At 72.3% G+C, this 15745-nt stretch carries 14 protein-coding genes; 10 read left to right on the top strand and 4 right to left on the bottom strand.

Features of this window, described 5'->3' with window-relative positions:
* Positions 1-60: 60 nt before the first annotated feature.
* The 4 genes from ACRX5S_RS17820 (at position 61) to ACRX5S_RS17805 (ending at position 2120) form a co-directional block, all read left to right on the top strand.
* On the top strand, positions 61-426 hold the full coding sequence (locus ACRX5S_RS17820; protein WP_436773924.1) for an Rv2175c family DNA-binding protein: 366 nt from the start codon (positions 61-63) through the stop codon (positions 424-426).
* Positions 423-1094, top strand: coding sequence for a thiamine phosphate synthase (thiE, locus tag ACRX5S_RS17815; protein ID WP_436773923.1), 672 nt, complete (start codon positions 423-425; stop codon positions 1092-1094). The genes ACRX5S_RS17820 and thiE overlap by 4 nt, the downstream gene beginning before the upstream one ends.
* Before the next feature lie 73 nt (positions 1095-1167).
* A complete protein-coding gene (locus tag ACRX5S_RS17810; RefSeq protein ID WP_436773922.1) occupies positions 1168-1698 on the top strand; it encodes a ribonuclease domain-containing protein in 531 nt (176 codons plus the stop codon).
* Positions 1695-2120 carry a barstar family protein gene (locus tag ACRX5S_RS17805; protein ID WP_436773921.1) on the top strand — a complete coding sequence of 142 codons (426 nt, stop codon included), beginning with the start codon at positions 1695-1697 and terminating at the stop codon, positions 2118-2120. Before ACRX5S_RS17810 ends, ACRX5S_RS17805 begins: the two co-directional genes overlap by 4 nt.
* 1154 nt (positions 2121-3274) lie before the next feature.
* On the opposite strand, the gene ACRX5S_RS17800 is transcribed toward ACRX5S_RS17805, so the two are convergent.
* Entirely contained in the window at positions 3275-4384 is a 1110-nt protein-coding gene (locus tag ACRX5S_RS17800; protein WP_436773920.1) for a polyprenyl synthetase family protein, read from the bottom strand.
* Positions 4385-4525: 141 nt separating this feature from the next.
* Between ACRX5S_RS17800 and metF the strand changes: the two genes are divergently transcribed.
* Entirely contained in the window at positions 4526-5467 is a 942-nt protein-coding gene (gene metF / locus ACRX5S_RS17795) for a methylenetetrahydrofolate reductase [NAD(P)H] (protein ID WP_436773919.1), read from the top strand.
* A 966-nt stretch (positions 5468-6433) separates the two neighbouring features.
* On the opposite strand, the gene ACRX5S_RS17790 is transcribed toward metF, so the two are convergent.
* Entirely contained in the window at positions 6434-7915 is a 1482-nt protein-coding gene (locus ACRX5S_RS17790) for a phytoene desaturase family protein (protein ID WP_436773918.1), read from the bottom strand.
* A gap of 413 nt (positions 7916-8328) precedes the next feature.
* Between ACRX5S_RS17790 and sigJ the strand changes: the two genes are divergently transcribed.
* On the top strand, positions 8329-9192 hold the full coding sequence (gene sigJ, locus ACRX5S_RS17785; RefSeq protein WP_436774059.1) for an RNA polymerase sigma factor SigJ: 864 nt from the start codon (positions 8329-8331) through the stop codon (positions 9190-9192).
* A gap of 72 nt (positions 9193-9264) precedes the next feature.
* Positions 9265-10080: a hypothetical protein gene (locus ACRX5S_RS17780; protein WP_436773917.1), complete on the top strand. Its 816-nt coding sequence runs from the start codon at positions 9265-9267 to the stop codon at positions 10078-10080.
* Between the two features lie 44 nt (positions 10081-10124).
* Here ACRX5S_RS17780 and ACRX5S_RS17775 read toward each other — a convergent pair whose 3' ends face one another.
* Positions 10125-11324: a cytochrome P450 gene (locus ACRX5S_RS17775; RefSeq protein ID WP_436773916.1), complete on the bottom strand. Its 1200-nt coding sequence runs from the start codon at positions 11322-11324 to the stop codon at positions 10125-10127.
* A 122-nt stretch (positions 11325-11446) separates the two neighbouring features.
* Here ACRX5S_RS17775 and ACRX5S_RS17770 point away from each other — a divergent pair, with 122 nt between their 5' ends.
* Complete coding sequence (locus tag ACRX5S_RS17770; RefSeq protein WP_436773915.1) at positions 11447-12106, top strand: TetR/AcrR family transcriptional regulator; 660 nt, start codon at positions 11447-11449, stop codon at positions 12104-12106.
* Positions 12107-12303: 197 nt separating this feature from the next.
* Here the strand turns inward: ACRX5S_RS17770 and ACRX5S_RS17765 are convergent, their stop codons facing one another.
* Complete coding sequence (locus ACRX5S_RS17765) at positions 12304-13857, bottom strand: ABC transporter substrate-binding protein (protein WP_436773914.1); 1554 nt, start codon at positions 13855-13857, stop codon at positions 12304-12306.
* Positions 13858-14236: 379 nt separating this feature from the next.
* Between ACRX5S_RS17765 and ACRX5S_RS17760 the strand changes: the two genes are divergently transcribed.
* Positions 14237-15133, top strand: a complete 897-nt coding sequence (locus tag ACRX5S_RS17760) for an IclR family transcriptional regulator (protein ID WP_436773913.1) — start codon at positions 14237-14239, stop codon at positions 15131-15133.
* A gap of 59 nt (positions 15134-15192) precedes the next feature.
* Entirely contained in the window at positions 15193-15357 is a 165-nt protein-coding gene (locus ACRX5S_RS17755) for a hypothetical protein (protein ID WP_436773912.1), read from the top strand.
* Positions 15358-15745: the final 388 nt, after the last annotated feature.

Genomic DNA, 15745 nt, shown 5'->3' with positions numbered 1-15745 from the left:
ACGCGCCCAGGCCGAACGGGCCGACCCGTCGAGGTCGGTCCGTTCTCCTATCCTGGTCGCGTGAGCGAGACCGAGACCACCATCGAAAAGCTTGTCGGCGCATGGCTGACCCTCCCCGAGATCGCCGAGATGTTCGGCGTCGAGGTGACCCGGGTCCGCCAACTGCTCAAGGAGCGCCAGTTCCTGGCGGTCCGACGCGGCGAGAGCCGCAGCCTCCAGGTGCCCGCCGCGTTCATCCAAAACAACGCGACCGTCAAGGGCCTGGCCGGGACCATCACGGTGCTGTCCGACGCGGGCTTCTCGGACGACGAGATGCTGGAATGGCTCTTCACTGAGGACGCGTCGCTGCCCGGCACCCCCATCGAGGCCCTGCGCGGCAACCGCAAGACCGAGGTCCGCCGCCGCGCCCAGGCACTCGCCGTATGAGCGTTGTGGACCGCGGGGCGGCGGGATCGGGCACGGCCCGCGCCAGGCTGGCCGACGCCCGTGTCTACCTGTGCACCGACGCGCGCGAGGCGCAGGGCGATCTGCCGGAGTTCCTGGACGCCGTGCTGGCCGCCGGAGTCGACATCGTGCAGTTGCGGCAGAAGGGCTTGGAGGCCCGGCAGGAGCTGGAGTTCCTGGAGGTCTTCGCGGACGCCGCGCGGCGTCACGGGCGGCTGCTCGCGGTCAACGACCGGGCGGACGTCGCGCACGCGACCGGGTCGGACGTCCTGCACCTGGGACAGGACGACCTGCCGGTGCCGTACGCGCGCCGCATCATCGGCGACGACGTCGTCGTCGGGCGCTCCACGCACGCCGAGGCGGAGGTGGACGCGGCGATCGCCGAGCCCGGCGTCGACTACTTCTGCACCGGCCCGGTCTGGCCCACGCCGACCAAGCCGGGCCGTCACGCGCCCGGCCTGGACCTGGTCCGGTACGCGGCGGCGCGTCGCCCCGAGCGGCCGTGGTTCGCGATCGGCGGCATCGACCTGGGCAACCTCGACCAGGTGGTCGAGGCGGGCGCGACCCGGGTGGTCGTGGTGCGGGCCGTCACCGAGGCGGACGACCCGGCGGCGGCGACCGCGGAGTTCGTGCGGCGCCTGAAGGCGTAGTCCCGGCCGAGGGCGGCTCCGCAGAAGCGGTCATTGCCGGGTCTGCGGGCGCGGGCATGCCACCATCCCGGATATGTCCGAAATGCCGAATAAAACCCGGCTGATCGTCGGCGGCGTGCTGATCGCCGTCCTGGCCGCGGTCGCTTTCCTTCTCACCCGCGGCGACGGCGACGACGGCGGATCCCCGGACCGGTCGGCGACCCGGACCGCCACCGCGGCGGCCTCGCCGGAGGCGTCCGGGTCGACGAACGGGGCCTTCGGCGGGACGGCGTCACGTACGGGGGCGGCGCCGGCGTCCTCCGCGCCCGCCCCGAGTGTGCCGCCGGGCATGTCCGTCGTGCGGGTCGGTCAACTCCCGGCCGAGGCGCGGGAGACGCTGCGGCTCATCGACGCGGGCGGGCCCTTCCCGTACGCCAAGGACGGCTCGGTGTTCGGCAACCGCGAAGGGCGGCTGCCCGAGCAGAAGAGCGGGTACTACCGGGAGTACACCGTCGAGACACCGGGGTCCGACGACCGGGGCGCCCGCCGCGTCATCACGGGATCGTCGGGGGAGCGGTACTACACGTCCGACCACTACGCGACGTTCAGGGTGATCGTTCCGTGAGGACTTGGCACGAGGTGCGCAACGCGACGCCGTGGACGTCCGGGCTGCTGCCGGGCGACCTGGTCGACCTGCCGCACGCGGCGGCCGCGCGGCGGCTCGTGGACTCGGCGCACACGCACGGCTGGTGGGGCGCCCGCCTGGACCTCGGCGAGGCGCACGACACGCCCTCGTTCTTCGCCGCATGCGCGCGCGACCTGCGGCTGCCCGGGTACTTCGGGCGCAACTGGGACGCCTTGTGGGACTGCCTGACCGACGACACGCTGCTGCCAACCGAAAGGCGTCGCCTCGTCGCGGTCGACCGCTGGCGGCGGTTCGCGGAACGTGCCCCCGGGGACTGGACGGCGGCCCGCAATTTGCTGCGCGAAGCAGCCGACTATTGGCATGAAACGGACAGTCCACTGGTGGTGTTGGTCAGGCTCTGAGGCGGGTAGGAGCCGATTCGGACACGGGGCTGCCGGGTTTCCGGGCGCCTTCGGACTGATCCGGGTGTGCCGCGTGTCGGCTCCGGTCGTTCACCTATTCGGCTCTGGTCGGGTTCTGTTCGGGATACGCCCTGGTACGGCCGAATTTGTCCGCCATCCGAGTGGTCACCGGTGTGATTGGTTCGCGGCGCGTTGCCATGAGGGCGGGTGGCGGCAACCAACTGGCCAGACTTCGGACCATGAACAGCTCCGTCGAGCGCCGCCCGGCCGGCGCCGTCTACGACAGTGTGTTGCTCGCCTCCACGGCACCGAGACCGGTCCGTACGGAGCCGATGGTGCCCGGACCGCGTCCGGTGCAGCAGGTGTCCGACGAGCAGTCCGGCGCCGGACCCGCGGCCGACGACGACGCGGAGGGCGGATCGGACGACATCCCCGGCGCCTCAGCCCCGCCCCCGGCGGTACCGCCGCCACGCGGGCGCCCCGCGGTCGCCGACCGCGTGCGCATCGGCACGGTCGAACTGTTCCGGCCCCCCGAGCCCGCACCGACCGCACCGGCTGCACCGCCCGCGCGGTCGGGCGCGGGAGTCGGATCGGGAACGACCGGCTCCGAGCACCACGACCAACACGCGCCGCCCGAGACCGCGCCCGGCACTTCCGGGGACGAGACCTCCGGCCTCCTCGGGCCGCTGGTCGTCCTCGGCCTCTTCCTGACCGCGCTGCTCCTCATCGGGCGCTACCCGCCGGACATCCTCAAGCCCGTCCCGGCGGGCGCGCCGCAGGCCCCCGGACCCGGCGACCGCGTGGTCCCGGGGGCCCGGCGCGCCGAGTTGGCCGCGGGGGACGTACGCAAGGCTCCGCCGCCGACGCCTGCCGACGCCGCGCCTTCCGAGGCTGCGCCTACGAAGAACGCGCCTACGAAGACCGCGCCCACCATGACCGCGCCTGTCGGCGCAGCCCCCGGCAGCGAGCCGACGGTTGCACCGGTGCCGCGCCCCGGCGGCGCGACGAACGTCCAGGACCGTCCCGAAGACCGCGGCAGGTCGGCCGACTCGGCCGACGGCGGCAAACGCGGTGGCCGGTCTGCAGGCCACGTCGAAACCGGCACCGGCAGGATCGCCGGGACGCGAGGATGGGCGCCCGCCGCCCCGGTCGGCTCAGACGGTGCGCGCCGTGGCGGCCCCGACGAGGCCGCGCAGCACCGCGCGGGCGTCGTCGGCGACCGGGGCCGCGTCGAGCGCGGCGAGGGCCCGTCCGGTCAGCGCGTCGATCATCGCCTCGACCTCGGCGAGGGCGCCGGTGCCCTGGATGACCGCGCGCAGCTCCTTCACCCCGGCGTCGTCCAGCCCCGGGTCCCCGACCAGGTCGTCGAGCAGCCGGGTCTGGGCGCGGGTACTGCGTTCGGCGGCGAACGCGAGCAGCACGGTCCGCTTGCCCTCGCGCAGGTCGTCCCCGGCGGGCTTGCCGGTCTCGGCCGGGTCGCCGAACACCCCGAGCACGTCGTCGCGCAGTTGGAAGGCCTCGCCGAGGGGCAGCCCGTACGCCGAGTAGGCGGCGAGTAGGTCGTCCCCCGCCCCGGCCAGCGCGGCCCCGACGTGCAGCGGGCGCTCGATCGTGTACTTCGCCGACTTGAAGCGGATCACCCGGCGCGAGCGCTCGACCGAGCCCCCTCCCATCGCCTGCTCCAGCACGTCGAGGTACTGCCCGGCCATGACCTCGGTCCGCATGACGTCGAACAGCGGCTTCGCGGCGGCCAGCGAGGACGGCGCCACGCCGCTGCCGGAGAACATCTCGTCCGACCACGTGAGGCACAGGTCGCCGAGCAGCAGCGCGGCCGCCGAGCCGAAGCCCTCGCCGCTGCCGCGCCAGTCCGCGGCCGCGTGCAGGGCCTCGAAGCGCTTGTGCACCGCGGGCTTGCCGCGCCGCGTGTCGCTGCGGTCCATGAGGTCGTCGTGGATCAGCGCGCTGGCCTGGAGCAGTTCGAGCGAGGTGGCCGCGCGCACCGCGGCGGCACCGGCCTCGCCCTCGTCGACCCCGCCCGCGCCGCGCCAGCCCCAGTAGCAGAAGCCGGGGCGCAGCCGCTTGCCGCCGTCCAGCATGAAGTCGCGCAGCGCGGCCGTGACCGGCGCCATGCCGTCCCCGACCCCGGCGAGTACCGCGGCCTGCCGGTCCATGAACGCCGCCAGCGCGGCATTGACCCGTTCGCGCAGGCCGTCCCGGTCGAGCGGGTGCACTGCGCCGGACGTGTGGGGCTGGGAGGAGGTCACGGGTCGTCTTCCGTCGAGAGCCGGGCCCGAGCAGCGTAACCGGGAGGCGCGCGTACCACCGACCCCGGGCCGCGCGAAAGGGCGTCTCGCGAGGCGGACACACACTCCTCACCAACCGTCGGTCCCGTTAATCTGCCCTGTATGTCAGTAGGAGTCGCCTCGCCCCGCAGCCCGGGAGGGCCGTTGGGCCCGGCACGCGCCACCGCCATCCGCGATCTCCTCGCGAGCGGCAGGCGGACCTTCTCCTTCGAGTTCTTCCCGCCGAAGACCGACGCGGGTGAGCGGCACCTGTGGGACGCGCTGCGCCGGGTCGAGGCGCTGGGCCCCTCTTTCGTGTCGGTGACCTACGGCGCGGGCGGCTCCAGCCGCGACCGCACGGTCAACATCACCGAGCGCATCGCCACCGAGACCACGCTGACCCCGGTCGGGCACTTCACCGCGGTCGGGCACTCGGTCAGCGAGCTGCGCAACATCATCGGGCAGTACGCGGACGCGGGCGTGCGCAACGTCCTCGCGCTGCGCGGCGACCCGCCCGGCGACCCGCAGGGCGAGTGGATCGCCCACCCGCAGGGCTTCTCGTACGCGGAGGAACTGGTCCGGCTGCTCCGCGAGTCGGGCGACTTCTGCGTGGGCGTCGCGGCGTTCCCCGAGATGCACCCGCGGTCCACGAACTGGGACGACGACATCCGGCACTTCGTCCGCAAGTGCCAGGCGGGCGCCGACTACGCGATCACCCAGATGTTCTTCCACGTCGACGACTACCTGCGGCTGCGCGACCGGGTCGCGGCGGCGGGCTGCGACGTGCCGATCATCCCCGAGATCATGCCGGTCACGAACGTCGGCCAGATCGAGCGGTTCGCCCAGCTCAGCAACGCCGACTTCCCGGCGGAGCTGGCGGACCGGGTGCGCGCGGTCGCCGACGACCCGGCCGCGGTCCAGGCGGTCGGCATCGAGTACGGCACCGCGATGGGCGAACGGCTCCTCGCCGAGGGCGCGCCGGGGCTGCACTTCATCACGCTGAACCGGTCGACGGCGACCCTGCGCATCTACGAGAACCTGGGCCTGCGCGACCGCGAGGCCTGAACCGCCGCGCACGACGTCGCCTGAGCGCCGTGCCCGAGTCGTGGGGCGACTTGCGCGACGCACGGGTCGGCGTCGGGCCCCTTGACCTGTCGCGTGCCGCGTACGCCGTTTGTTGACCTGCCGCGCGCCACCGCCTGTTTCCGGACGCTGGGGAAACCGCCCTCTGCCCCGTTAGGGTGAGGGACCTTCACCCGATCGACAGAAGGGCGTGCCGGTGAGCCTTGGCATGATCGTGCTGTATGCGCTTTTCGTCCCGGTCGGCCTGTGGCTCCTCACCGAGGCGATGTGGCAGCACGGCGCGCCGTTCCGCTACCGCGTGCTCGCCCTCGTCGGTTTCGGCGGCGTCGTCGCGGGTGTCGCGATGGGCAACGCGATCGTTTCCGGGTCCGGCGGAGTGTGCTTCGTCCTCGGCCAGTTGCTGGTCACGCGGCAGGTGCGCCGCGGCTACTACCACGGGTGGACGGTGCGTTTCGGCCGCAAGCGGGCGCGCCGCGCCCGGCACGGCCGACCGACACCGGCCGATGCGGCGGCGGGTGTTGCGGCGGACGCGGGGACACAGCAGTTCGAGGCGTTCGACGGCCCGAATCCCGCGGACTTCGTCGGCTACGGCGGCTACGAGCAGGGCGGTTTCGCGGAACCGGCGTACGACGCCGGCGAATCGGACCGCTACCTGTACGGCGACACGGGCGGCCCGGCCGGAGCTCCGCCCCCTCCGGCGTATGCGCCGGGGGAGGGGTTCGGTGCTCAGGATGATTACGCGTCCGGCCCGCACACGCAGCAGATGTACGTGCCGGGCGAGGACGCGTACGAGGACACCTACGCGGGCAGCGGCGCGTATGCGGCCTATGGCACGCAGGCGCCCGACGGGTACGGCCAGGAAGGCTACGGCCCCCAGGCGGGCGACGGCAGTGGGGAGTTCGGCGCGGTGCCGCCGCACCACACGGACGCCTACGGCGAGTTCCCGCCTCAGCCCTTCCCGATGAGCTCCGACACCGCCGCCGCGCCCATCCCCGCGCCGATGAGCCCGCCGCCCGGATGGGCCGAGGCCCCCACGGCGAACAGGCCGGGAACCGACGAGCGGTTCGGCTGACCCCCGGCGACCGGGCAGGCGGGCACGCCGCCGTTCGGGGTGCCGGTGGCGCGGGCCAGATCGGCGGGGGTGCGCATCTCGTACCAGTGCAGACGGTCGGCCACGGGCAGGCCGCGTCGGGTCATGAGGTCGAGCACGTGTTGTGCGAACTCGTCGCGTACGCCCGGCTGTTCCCAGTCCACGAGGCCCTTGCCGCGGCCGTGGGCAGGCACGCGCACCTGGACCGTCCAGGCCTCGTCGCCGTCCGGTGCGCCGCCTTCGGGGGCCAGCACGCACAGTGTCGGGTCCGCGGGGGGACGGGCGTCGGAGGCGTACAGTGCTTCGGCCTCGTCGGCGGGGGAGTCGGGGAAGAGGTAGGTGCGGTACGGCCGGCCGGGCGTTGTGCCGCGGAGCGCGAGGTGCATCTCGACGATGCCGGTGGTCGCGTAGCTGCCGGCGGCTTTGGTGAGGAGCGCGGTCGCGGCGGGGTCGGCGGTCGGGCCGGTCGGGCGTTGCGCAGTGGTGCCGTGCGGCGGCGGACCCGCCCAGATGACGATGTCGGCGTCGATACGTCCGCCGCCGTCCGCGAGCACGACGCCGTCGGCGCGGCCGTTCGCGAGTGACACGCCCGCGACGTCCGTGCCGGTGCGGAACTTCACCTTGCGGTCCAGGCAGCGGGCGTGCAGCGCCTCGGCGATCTTGTGCAGGCCGCCGCGCACCGTCCACAGGCCGAACGTCTGTTCAAGGTACGGGAGCACCGCGACCGTCGCGGGAGCCCGCCGCGGATCGAGCCCGGCATCCAGCGCGAACCGCTCGGCGTGCGCACGCAGCCGCGGGTCGCGCACGGTGGAGCGGACCAGCGGACGCAGGCGCCGCCACGGGGTGGTGGTCCGGAAGTCGCGCATCCCGCCCGCGGCGCGCCGCGGCCGGTCCGCCTCCGACGCGACCTCGAAGAAGCCGGTCCGCATGACGCCCCACATGGCCGCGCCCCGGTCGAGGAGCCGGTTCCAGTCGGCTCCGGCGCCTTGGCCGAACGCGGCGTCGAAAGCCGCGGCGGCCCCCGCGCGTGTCGCGTTGGGGACGTCGACCACCGTCGCGCCGCGGTCGAACGAGCACCGGGTCGCCGGGTCGACGCCTACGAGGTCCACGCACTCTTCGAGGGCCGTGCCGGTTTTGAGGAAGAGGTCGCGGTACACCGCCGGCAGGGTGAGCACCGAGGCACCGGACGTGAAGGTGAAGCCGTCCCGGCCGAACGAGCCGAGCATGCCCCCGACATCCTCCGACCGCTCGCACAGCGTCACCTCATGGCGGCGGACCGCGAGCCTGGCCGCGACCGCGAGTCCACCCATACCTGCACCGACGACGACGATTCGAGCCACGTCGAAGGAGGGTACGCCACCGGCGCGACCGCGTCTGTCACACATCCGCGCGCTGTCTCGTCTCTCCTTCGTGCCAGTGTTCGGATGAAAGGCGGAGGTGCGCGATGACCGGCGGCGGATTCTTCGGCGGCGGGGGCGACGGGACAGGGGTGGACGGGTCCGGAGTGCACGGGCCTGGGGCGGTCTGGCTCGGTGCCGACGGATCCGGGGCGGGCGGGTTCGGCGGCGGCTTGGCGGATGCCGACGGGGTGGGTGCAGACGGGGTGGATGTGGACCGGCCCGGTGTGGACGGGACAGGGGTGGACGGGTCCGGTGCCGAGGGGCCCGGTGCCGACGGGCACGGTGTGGACGGGCTTGCGGCGGCGTCGGAGGCCCGGTCCGGGGGCGTCGTCACGGCGGTCGACGAGGATGCGCTGGCACTCGCGTTCGAGGCGGAGCGCCCGTACCTCCTCAAGGTCGCCTACGTCACGACCGGCTCGATGGCCGAGGCCGAGGACTGCGTCCAGGAGTCCTGGCTGCGCCTGCGTCGCCTCGACGACCCCACCGAGATCCGGGACCTGCGGGCGTGGCTGACCACCACGGTCGCCCGCCTCGCGCTCGACGCGCTGCGCAGCGCCCGGGCGCGTCGCGAGCGGTACTTCGGGACCTGGCTGCCCGAACCGCTGGTCGAGCCGGTGCCCGAGGCCGACCCGGCCGACCGCGTCACTCTCGACGAGTCGGTGAGCATGGCGCTGCTGGTGGTCCTGGAGTCGCTGTCGCCCGCGCAGCGCACCGCGTTCCTGCTGCACGACGTGTTCGGGATGACGTTCGGTGAGGTGGCCGAGGTCGTGGGCCGCACGCCGTCGGCGGTGCGGCAACTCGCTTCCCGCGCCCGCCGCGAGGTCGAGGACGGGCGTCCCAGGTTCCCGCCGACCGCAGAAGAACAGCGCCGCCTGGTCGAGGCGTTCGCGGCGGCGTGCAAGAACGGCGACCTCGACGGGCTCGTCGCGATGCTCGACCCCGATGCCGTCTGCCGCGGCGACGGCGGCGGCAAGGTGCCCGCGCTGCGCGTGGTGGTACGCGGCGGCAACCGCATCGCGCGGCTGCTGCTGGCCTTCGCGGGCGGCGAGCCGGTCAACATGCGGCCGGTGATCGTCAACGGCACGTGGGGCCTCATGGCGTGGGAGCCGGACGGCACGCTCTCGATCGTCGCGCTGACCGTGGACCGGCAGCGCATCACGGCGGTGGATGTGGTGCGCAACCCCGACAAACTCACCACCGTTCGGGGGTGGATCTGAGTATCCGAACGCTGTCCTCCGGTTCCGCGCTCAACTACCGTGCGGGCCAGGGGACAAGCGTGGGGAGACGCGATGCCGGGGGTTGCGCACGACGGCGGGGGCACGGCGGCCGAGGATGTCCGACGGGACGAACCACCACCAGGCGCACCGGAGTTGCCCGCGCCGCGATCCCGTCCTGCCGCGAAGGCGGGACGCTGGGCCGCGGGCGGGCTCGCGGTCGTGGTCCTCGTCCCGTTCCGCCTCCTGTGGGAACTCCTCAAGTTGACGGGCCGCTTGCTCGTCGTGGCGCTCGTCTTCAGTTGGCGCCGCATGCTGGTGCCCGGGGCGAACTTCGTGCACCGGTGGTTGCTCGTGCCGGGCTGGGCGTTCTTCCGGGACTTCCTGTGGGGCTGGCTGCTGCGGACCGTGTTGTGGGGGATCGTCCTCACGCCGATCCTCGCGTTCCTGCTCGACCAGGTGCTCAAGCCGGTGCAGCGGGCGGTCGAGCGCTACCTGTGGCGCCGCGTGCTCAAGCCGTTCGGGCTGCTGGCGTGGCGCCATGTGGTGCGCCCGACCGCCCGGGGTGTCCTCTGGATCCTGTGGAAGCTGTTCTTCCACCTGGTGATCCGGCCGCTGGCGGCGCTGTGGAAGTGGGTCCTGCAACCCCTGTGGCGGGCGCTGCGCCGGGTGCTGAGGTTCGGCTGGCGCGGGGCGACCGTCATCGTCGGGGCGGTGGTGGTCACCCCGTGCAGGTTCCTCCACCGGGTCGCGCTGAAGCCGCTGTTCGTCGGGCTCGCGGTGGTGTGGGCCGCGGTGGTCGTAGCGCCGTTCCGGTGGACATATCGACGCGTGCTGCTGCCGATGAACCGTGCGGTGGCCGACATCATGGGTGCGGTGTTCGGACGCTGAGGCGTGGCTGTGGGCCGGCCGTCGTACTGATGGGGGACGAAGCCTCACCAGGCCACCGGCAGTTCGACAATCGCCGTGGTCAACTGGTCCCGTGTGAAGCGGATTTCGGACGTCGGCACGGCGAGGCGCAGGTGCGGGAAGCGGGCGGCCAACTGCCCGAACACCTCGGTGAGTTCGATGCGGGCGAGCGGCGCTCCGACGCAGTAGCGGGCGCCGTACCCGAAGCCGAGGTGCTGCGCGGGTGCTCGGTCGGCTCCGCACCGCCTTGCGTCGAAGCGCTCGGGGTCAAAGCGCTCGGGGTCCGGGAAGACCGCCGGGTCGTGGTTGGCCGTGAAGGTGTCGAGCAGCACCAACTCGCCCGCGTGTACGGTCACTCCGGCGATTTCGAGGTCGGTCGCGGCCCAGCGCGGCATGCCGCCGGTGCCGGCGATCGGGGCCCGCATGATCTCCTCGACGGCGGCGTCGACGCGCGACGGGTCCGCGACGAGGGCCGGCCACTCGCCCGGCGTGCCGAGCATGCAGAGGGCGCCGTACCCGATCTGCACGACGGTCGTCTCGTGGCCCGCGAACAGCAGCATCATCGAGAGCGAGGCGATCTCGGCGTCCCCGAGACCGTCGGTGGCGCACAGGTCCGAGATGATGTCGTCGCCCGGACTGTGGCGCTTGTGGTCAACCAACTCCCGTCCGTAGGCGTAGAGTTGCATCAGGCCATCGGTGGACCGGGCCGCGTCGGCGACATCGCCGACGGCGACGGACCACGCGCGGAAGCGGTCGCGGTCGGCGTACGGCACACCCAAGAGTTCGCAGATGACCAGGATCGGCAGGGGCAGCGCGAGTGCGGCGTTGAGGTCGGCCGGGCTGCCGCTCTTCTCCATGTCGTCCAGGAGATCGGCGGTGAGCCGGGCGATACGAGGGCGCAGGGCCCGCATGCGGCGCGGCGAGAACAGTGGTTGGAGGATGCGCCGCATGTGCGCGTGGTCGGCCTGCTCGGTCTCGTGGTTGCCCACCGGGGTGCCGAGAAGCGCCGACTCCCCGAACCGGGGCGCGCGTTCGGGATCTGGATGGGAGCGTCCGAGGCGGCGGTCGTCGAGCAGTGCGCGGACCTCTTCGTACCCCGTGACGAGCCAGGCGTCGTCGCCGACGCGCGTGCGGACCTTGTGGATGACGCCGCTGTCGCGCAGTTCGCGGAGCTCGGGCGGCGTGTGCAGCGGTTCGGGTGCATGGAAGGGCAGTTGAGCGGTCACGGCGTCTCCCCGTTCGCATTTGTATACGATCGATTTAACAAAGCTACTTGTATACTCTGTAGTTCACAAGATGGGACCGCACAACAGCCGGATTCGGCGGGCGGGTACAGGGAGTGGGTGCGATGACGGCACAGCATGCGGTCCACGGCGCGGCGGCTGCGGCGGAGACCTCGGGGGGTTCCGCAGGGCCCCAGGCCCCGGCTCCGGTGCGGCGCCTCCGGCGTGCCGAGCGGCGCGAGCAGATCCTGGACGCGGCCACGCGCGCGTTCGCCCGCTCCGGCTTCACCGCGACCAGCCTCGACGACGTCGCCACGGAGGCCGGGATCACGCGCGTACTCCTCTACCGCCACTTCGATTCCAAGGCCGACCTCTACCGCTCGGTCCTCGACCGCGCGTGTGCCCGGGTGATGGCCGCCATGGGGGACGAGGACCTGCAACCGGAGGCCCTGGGAGCGCTGCTCGGCGCCGCGTCCGCCGACCCGGACGGCTTCCGCCTGCTGTTCCGACACGCAGCCCGCGAACCGGAGTTCCACGATCTGGTCGACGAACTCGCGGCGACCTCAAGCGAGGTGGCGAGGCACAATCTCGCGCGCGTCCTCGCCCCCGGCCCGTGGCTCACCTGGGCCGCCGCCGTCGTCACCGCCGTCACGACCGAGGCGGTCATCGCCTGGCTCGACGCCGGACAGCCCGATCCGGAGGAAGCAGCCTGCCGCATCGGTCTGGTGGTCGACGGCATCATCAACGCCGCGGGCCGACCGGCGTCGGATCCGGCCGGCGGCTGACACCGGCTCCGCGAACCGGTCGAACTCTCCGCCCCGGACCCGGCCGGCGGCTGACACCGGCTCCGCGGCACGACCGAACTCCCCAGCCCCCCGGACCCGCAAATGCCGGACGCCCGCCGCTCCCCTCCGGCTGAGGGGGGCGACGGGCGCACCAACTACCGGCTATCGCTTGCCGGTGCGTGCTTCGTGGCGCAGCGTCAGCTCTTCAGACCGATCTGGTCCATGATCAACTGCCCTTCGTTCACCAGACTCACGCCCGTCAACTGCGTCCGATACACCGTCGACGTCGTCGCCTCCTGCCACACCCACACGGGCAGGTCCTTGGCGATCTCCCGTACCAGGTCCGTATAGGCCTGCTTGCGGGCCTCCGGCGTCGCGGCCGCCCGGGCGGCGTCGAGGGCACGGTCGACGGCCGGGTTGGCGTACCCGCCGTAGTTGGACGTGCTGGTCGAGCGGAACAGCGTGTCGTACGCCGGGTCCGGATCGGCCTGCCACATCCCGTAGTTCTGCGCCTGGAAGTCCCGGTTGACGAGTCCCTTGGTGATGTACGCGCCGATCTCCAGCGCCTCGATCTCCATGTGCGCGTTGTTGTACTGGTTGATGCGGCTCTGCATGTACTCGGCGGTCTTGCGCGCCGTCGCGTGCTGCTGCGTCAGGAACGTGAAGTTCACCGGCTTGCCCTCGGCGGCAAGTTCGTCGAACAGCCGCTGCGCCTCGGCCCGGTCGTACCCCGGCTGTTGCGGCACCGCGGGGTCGACGAGTGTCGAGTTCTCGCGGAACACCCCGCGCCCGGGCTTGACTTGGCCGCTGAACAACGACTTCGTCAGGTCCTCGGCGTTGACGGCCAGCGCGATCGCGCGGCGTGCGCGCGGGTCGTCGAACGGCGCCCGCTTCAGGTTGAAGAGGAAGAACTGCCCGCCGTCGACCTGCGTCGTGTCCGCCTTGAGCTTCTTCTCCTCGGCCTGCGCACCCGCCTGCCCGTCCGAGGTGACGGTCAGATCGGCCTGGCCCGTCGCGATGGCGGACAGGATCTGCTGGTTGTCCGCCACCGTCTTGAACGTGACCTGGTCGAGGTGCGGCAGACCCGCCTGCCAGTAACCGGGGTTGCGCACCATCGTCTGGTGGTCGCCGCGTACCCAGTCCTTCAGCTTGAACGGACCGGCGCCCACCGGCTTCGCGCCGAAGCCGGCCGGGTCGGCGCGGAAGGCGGTGGGGGAGGCGATGAAGGAGAGGCCGTACGCGACGGTCCGGTCGAAGCTCAGGTTCGGCGTCGCCAGTGTGATGCGCAGTTCGAGCGGCCCGGTGGCCTCGGTCGTGACGCCGGTGACCAGGCCGCGGCGCAGCGACTTCATCGCGGGGTCGGCGTGCGCCTCCCAGTTCGCCTTGACCGCGGCGGCGTCGTACGGCGTGCCGTCCGTGAACGTCACGTTGGGCCGCAGCCGAAGCGTCCAGACCTTGCCGGTGGCGTCCGGCTCCAGGCTCTCCGCGATGCGCGGGCTGACCTCTCCGGTCTTCGGGTCGAGCATGACCAGGAAGTCGTACAGCGCCGCCATGCGGCTGCCGTCCGCGGTCGCGGTGTAGGACGCGACGAAGGGGTCCAGTGCGCGCGACTCGACGGGCAGCGGGATGGTGATGGCGCCGCCTTGGCGGACGGGTGCGTCGGATGCGTCGCTCGCGGAGGAGTCGCCTCCTCCGCCGCACGCCGTCGCCGCGAGCGCGAGTGCGACCGCCGCCGCGACGACGGACGGCATCCGGAGGGTACGCCGGGGCCCCGGACGCCTGCGGCGTCTCGGCTCGGCGGGACGGGTGGCGAGGGGCCAAAAGGCCATCGGTCACTCCCTGGTCGATGTGGTGGTGTCCCGGCGCCTGGCAGCCCATAATGCTTGCCTTTGACAAGAAATCAAGGGTGGTCGAAACGGTTGACGGCCTGGGGGAGTGCTGATTGGTTTGGAACGCCTGTTCCAGATACGGAACCCCGACCGGACACGTGTCGGATCCGCGCATTCCGAACACCGCAACACGCGCACCACGTCGTTCCAGAACTGGAACCACCGCCACGCAGGTGCCCGCGGACGCCGCCTGACGACCCCTCAAAATTCTTTCCGCCGACGACACGAAAGGCGGCACGGCATGCCCGAGCGGCGTTCTCCGCCAACCGAACGCGTCACGCAAGTGCTCAACCTGCTCGCCGAACACCCGACCGAACCACTCACGCTGGCACGCATCGCCCAGCGCCTGGGCATCAGCAAGCCCACCTGCCTCGGGATCCTGACCACCCTCACCGAGACCGGATTCGCGCACCGTACGCGCGACAAGGCGTACCGCCTCGGCCCCGCCCTGGGACGCATCGGCCGCGTCGCCGAAGACGGCCGGGCGCCGCTCGACGCCCTGATGCCGCACCTGCACGCGCTGCACCGGCGCCTGGGGCTCAGTTGCCTGCTGACCACGATGAGCGACGACGAGATCGTGGTCGTCGGCCGAGCGGGCGCGATCCGGGCGGGCGCCTCACGCGACCTCGTCGGCGAACGCTTCCCGGCCGTACCGCCGCTCGGCCTCACGGAGTTGCTGTGGAGCGGCGACCAAGTCCTCCGCGACTGGCTCGCCCGCACACCCCTGGTGCCGGTCACCGCCCGGCGCAGCGTCCTCAACGGCGTGGTCCAGGACGCCCGTTCGCGCGGCTACCTGGTCGAACACCTCACCGACGGAACCCCCGCCGCCCGCAACGAAGTTCTCGCCAACCTCATCACCTCGGGCATGGCCGACACCGTCATCGAGACCCTGCGCGGCTACCTCCCCGAAGCCGACTGGAGCGAATTCGCCGATCCCCCCACCCCCGGCCCCCGCGACATCGCCACCATCCACGCCCCGGTACACGACCGACACGGAGCCCAGCGCTACAGCATCGCCGTCGTGGCATCCCGCCGCCGCGTCTCCCCCCACACCTACGACACCTGGATGCGCACCACCACCCAAACAGCGCAAGACGCCACAAAAGCCATAAACGGCTGGAACCCCTGGCACCCCTGACCCCCGCGCAGGCCGCGTCCATCCTCGGCAAGCGGCCGTACGACCTGCGGCACGCTTGCGTGTCGCTGTGGCTCAACGCCGGGATGGACCCGGCCGAGGTCGCCCGGCGCGCGGGGCACTCGGTTTCGGTGCTGCTGCGGGTGTACGCGAAGTGCCTGGACGGAGAGACCGCCCGCGCGAATCGCCTGGTAGACGACGCGTTGAGTCGTTGGCGCGAGGGCTGATCCGCGTGCGGGGCTGCCCCGCGTATGCCCCGCACGTGCTGGTCAACCTGCGGGACACAGTGAGACAACCTGCGACTTTCCAGGCTTCTCGCCCAACAGGGCGAACCTGGCGCGTTGAGCGGTTGAGGTGACGAAGTCGCAGGTGGGAGGGTGGTTTTCGGATTCCCGTTCGAGAAAAAGGCTCGGGGCCCGAGACCGCCCCCCGCCCCCGGCGTCTGCGGCGGCCGAGTTGCCTGACCTGCACGTTCGCAAGATCGAGTCATGGATTGCACGGGCCACCCAACGGATGCCCAACATCAGCTGAGCCGGTCTCCGCTTCCATTGCCGCTTGGGCGAGCTGCCGACGCGCGACGAGGCGCCGGGGCCACCCGAGACCGTCGGCCCCGAA

The sequence above is a fragment of the Yinghuangia sp. YIM S09857 genome (assembly GCF_051388915.1).
Classification (GTDB): Bacteria; Actinomycetota; Actinomycetes; order Streptomycetales; family Streptomycetaceae; genus Yinghuangia.
This window is presented reverse-complemented; position numbering and strand designations above follow the sequence as displayed.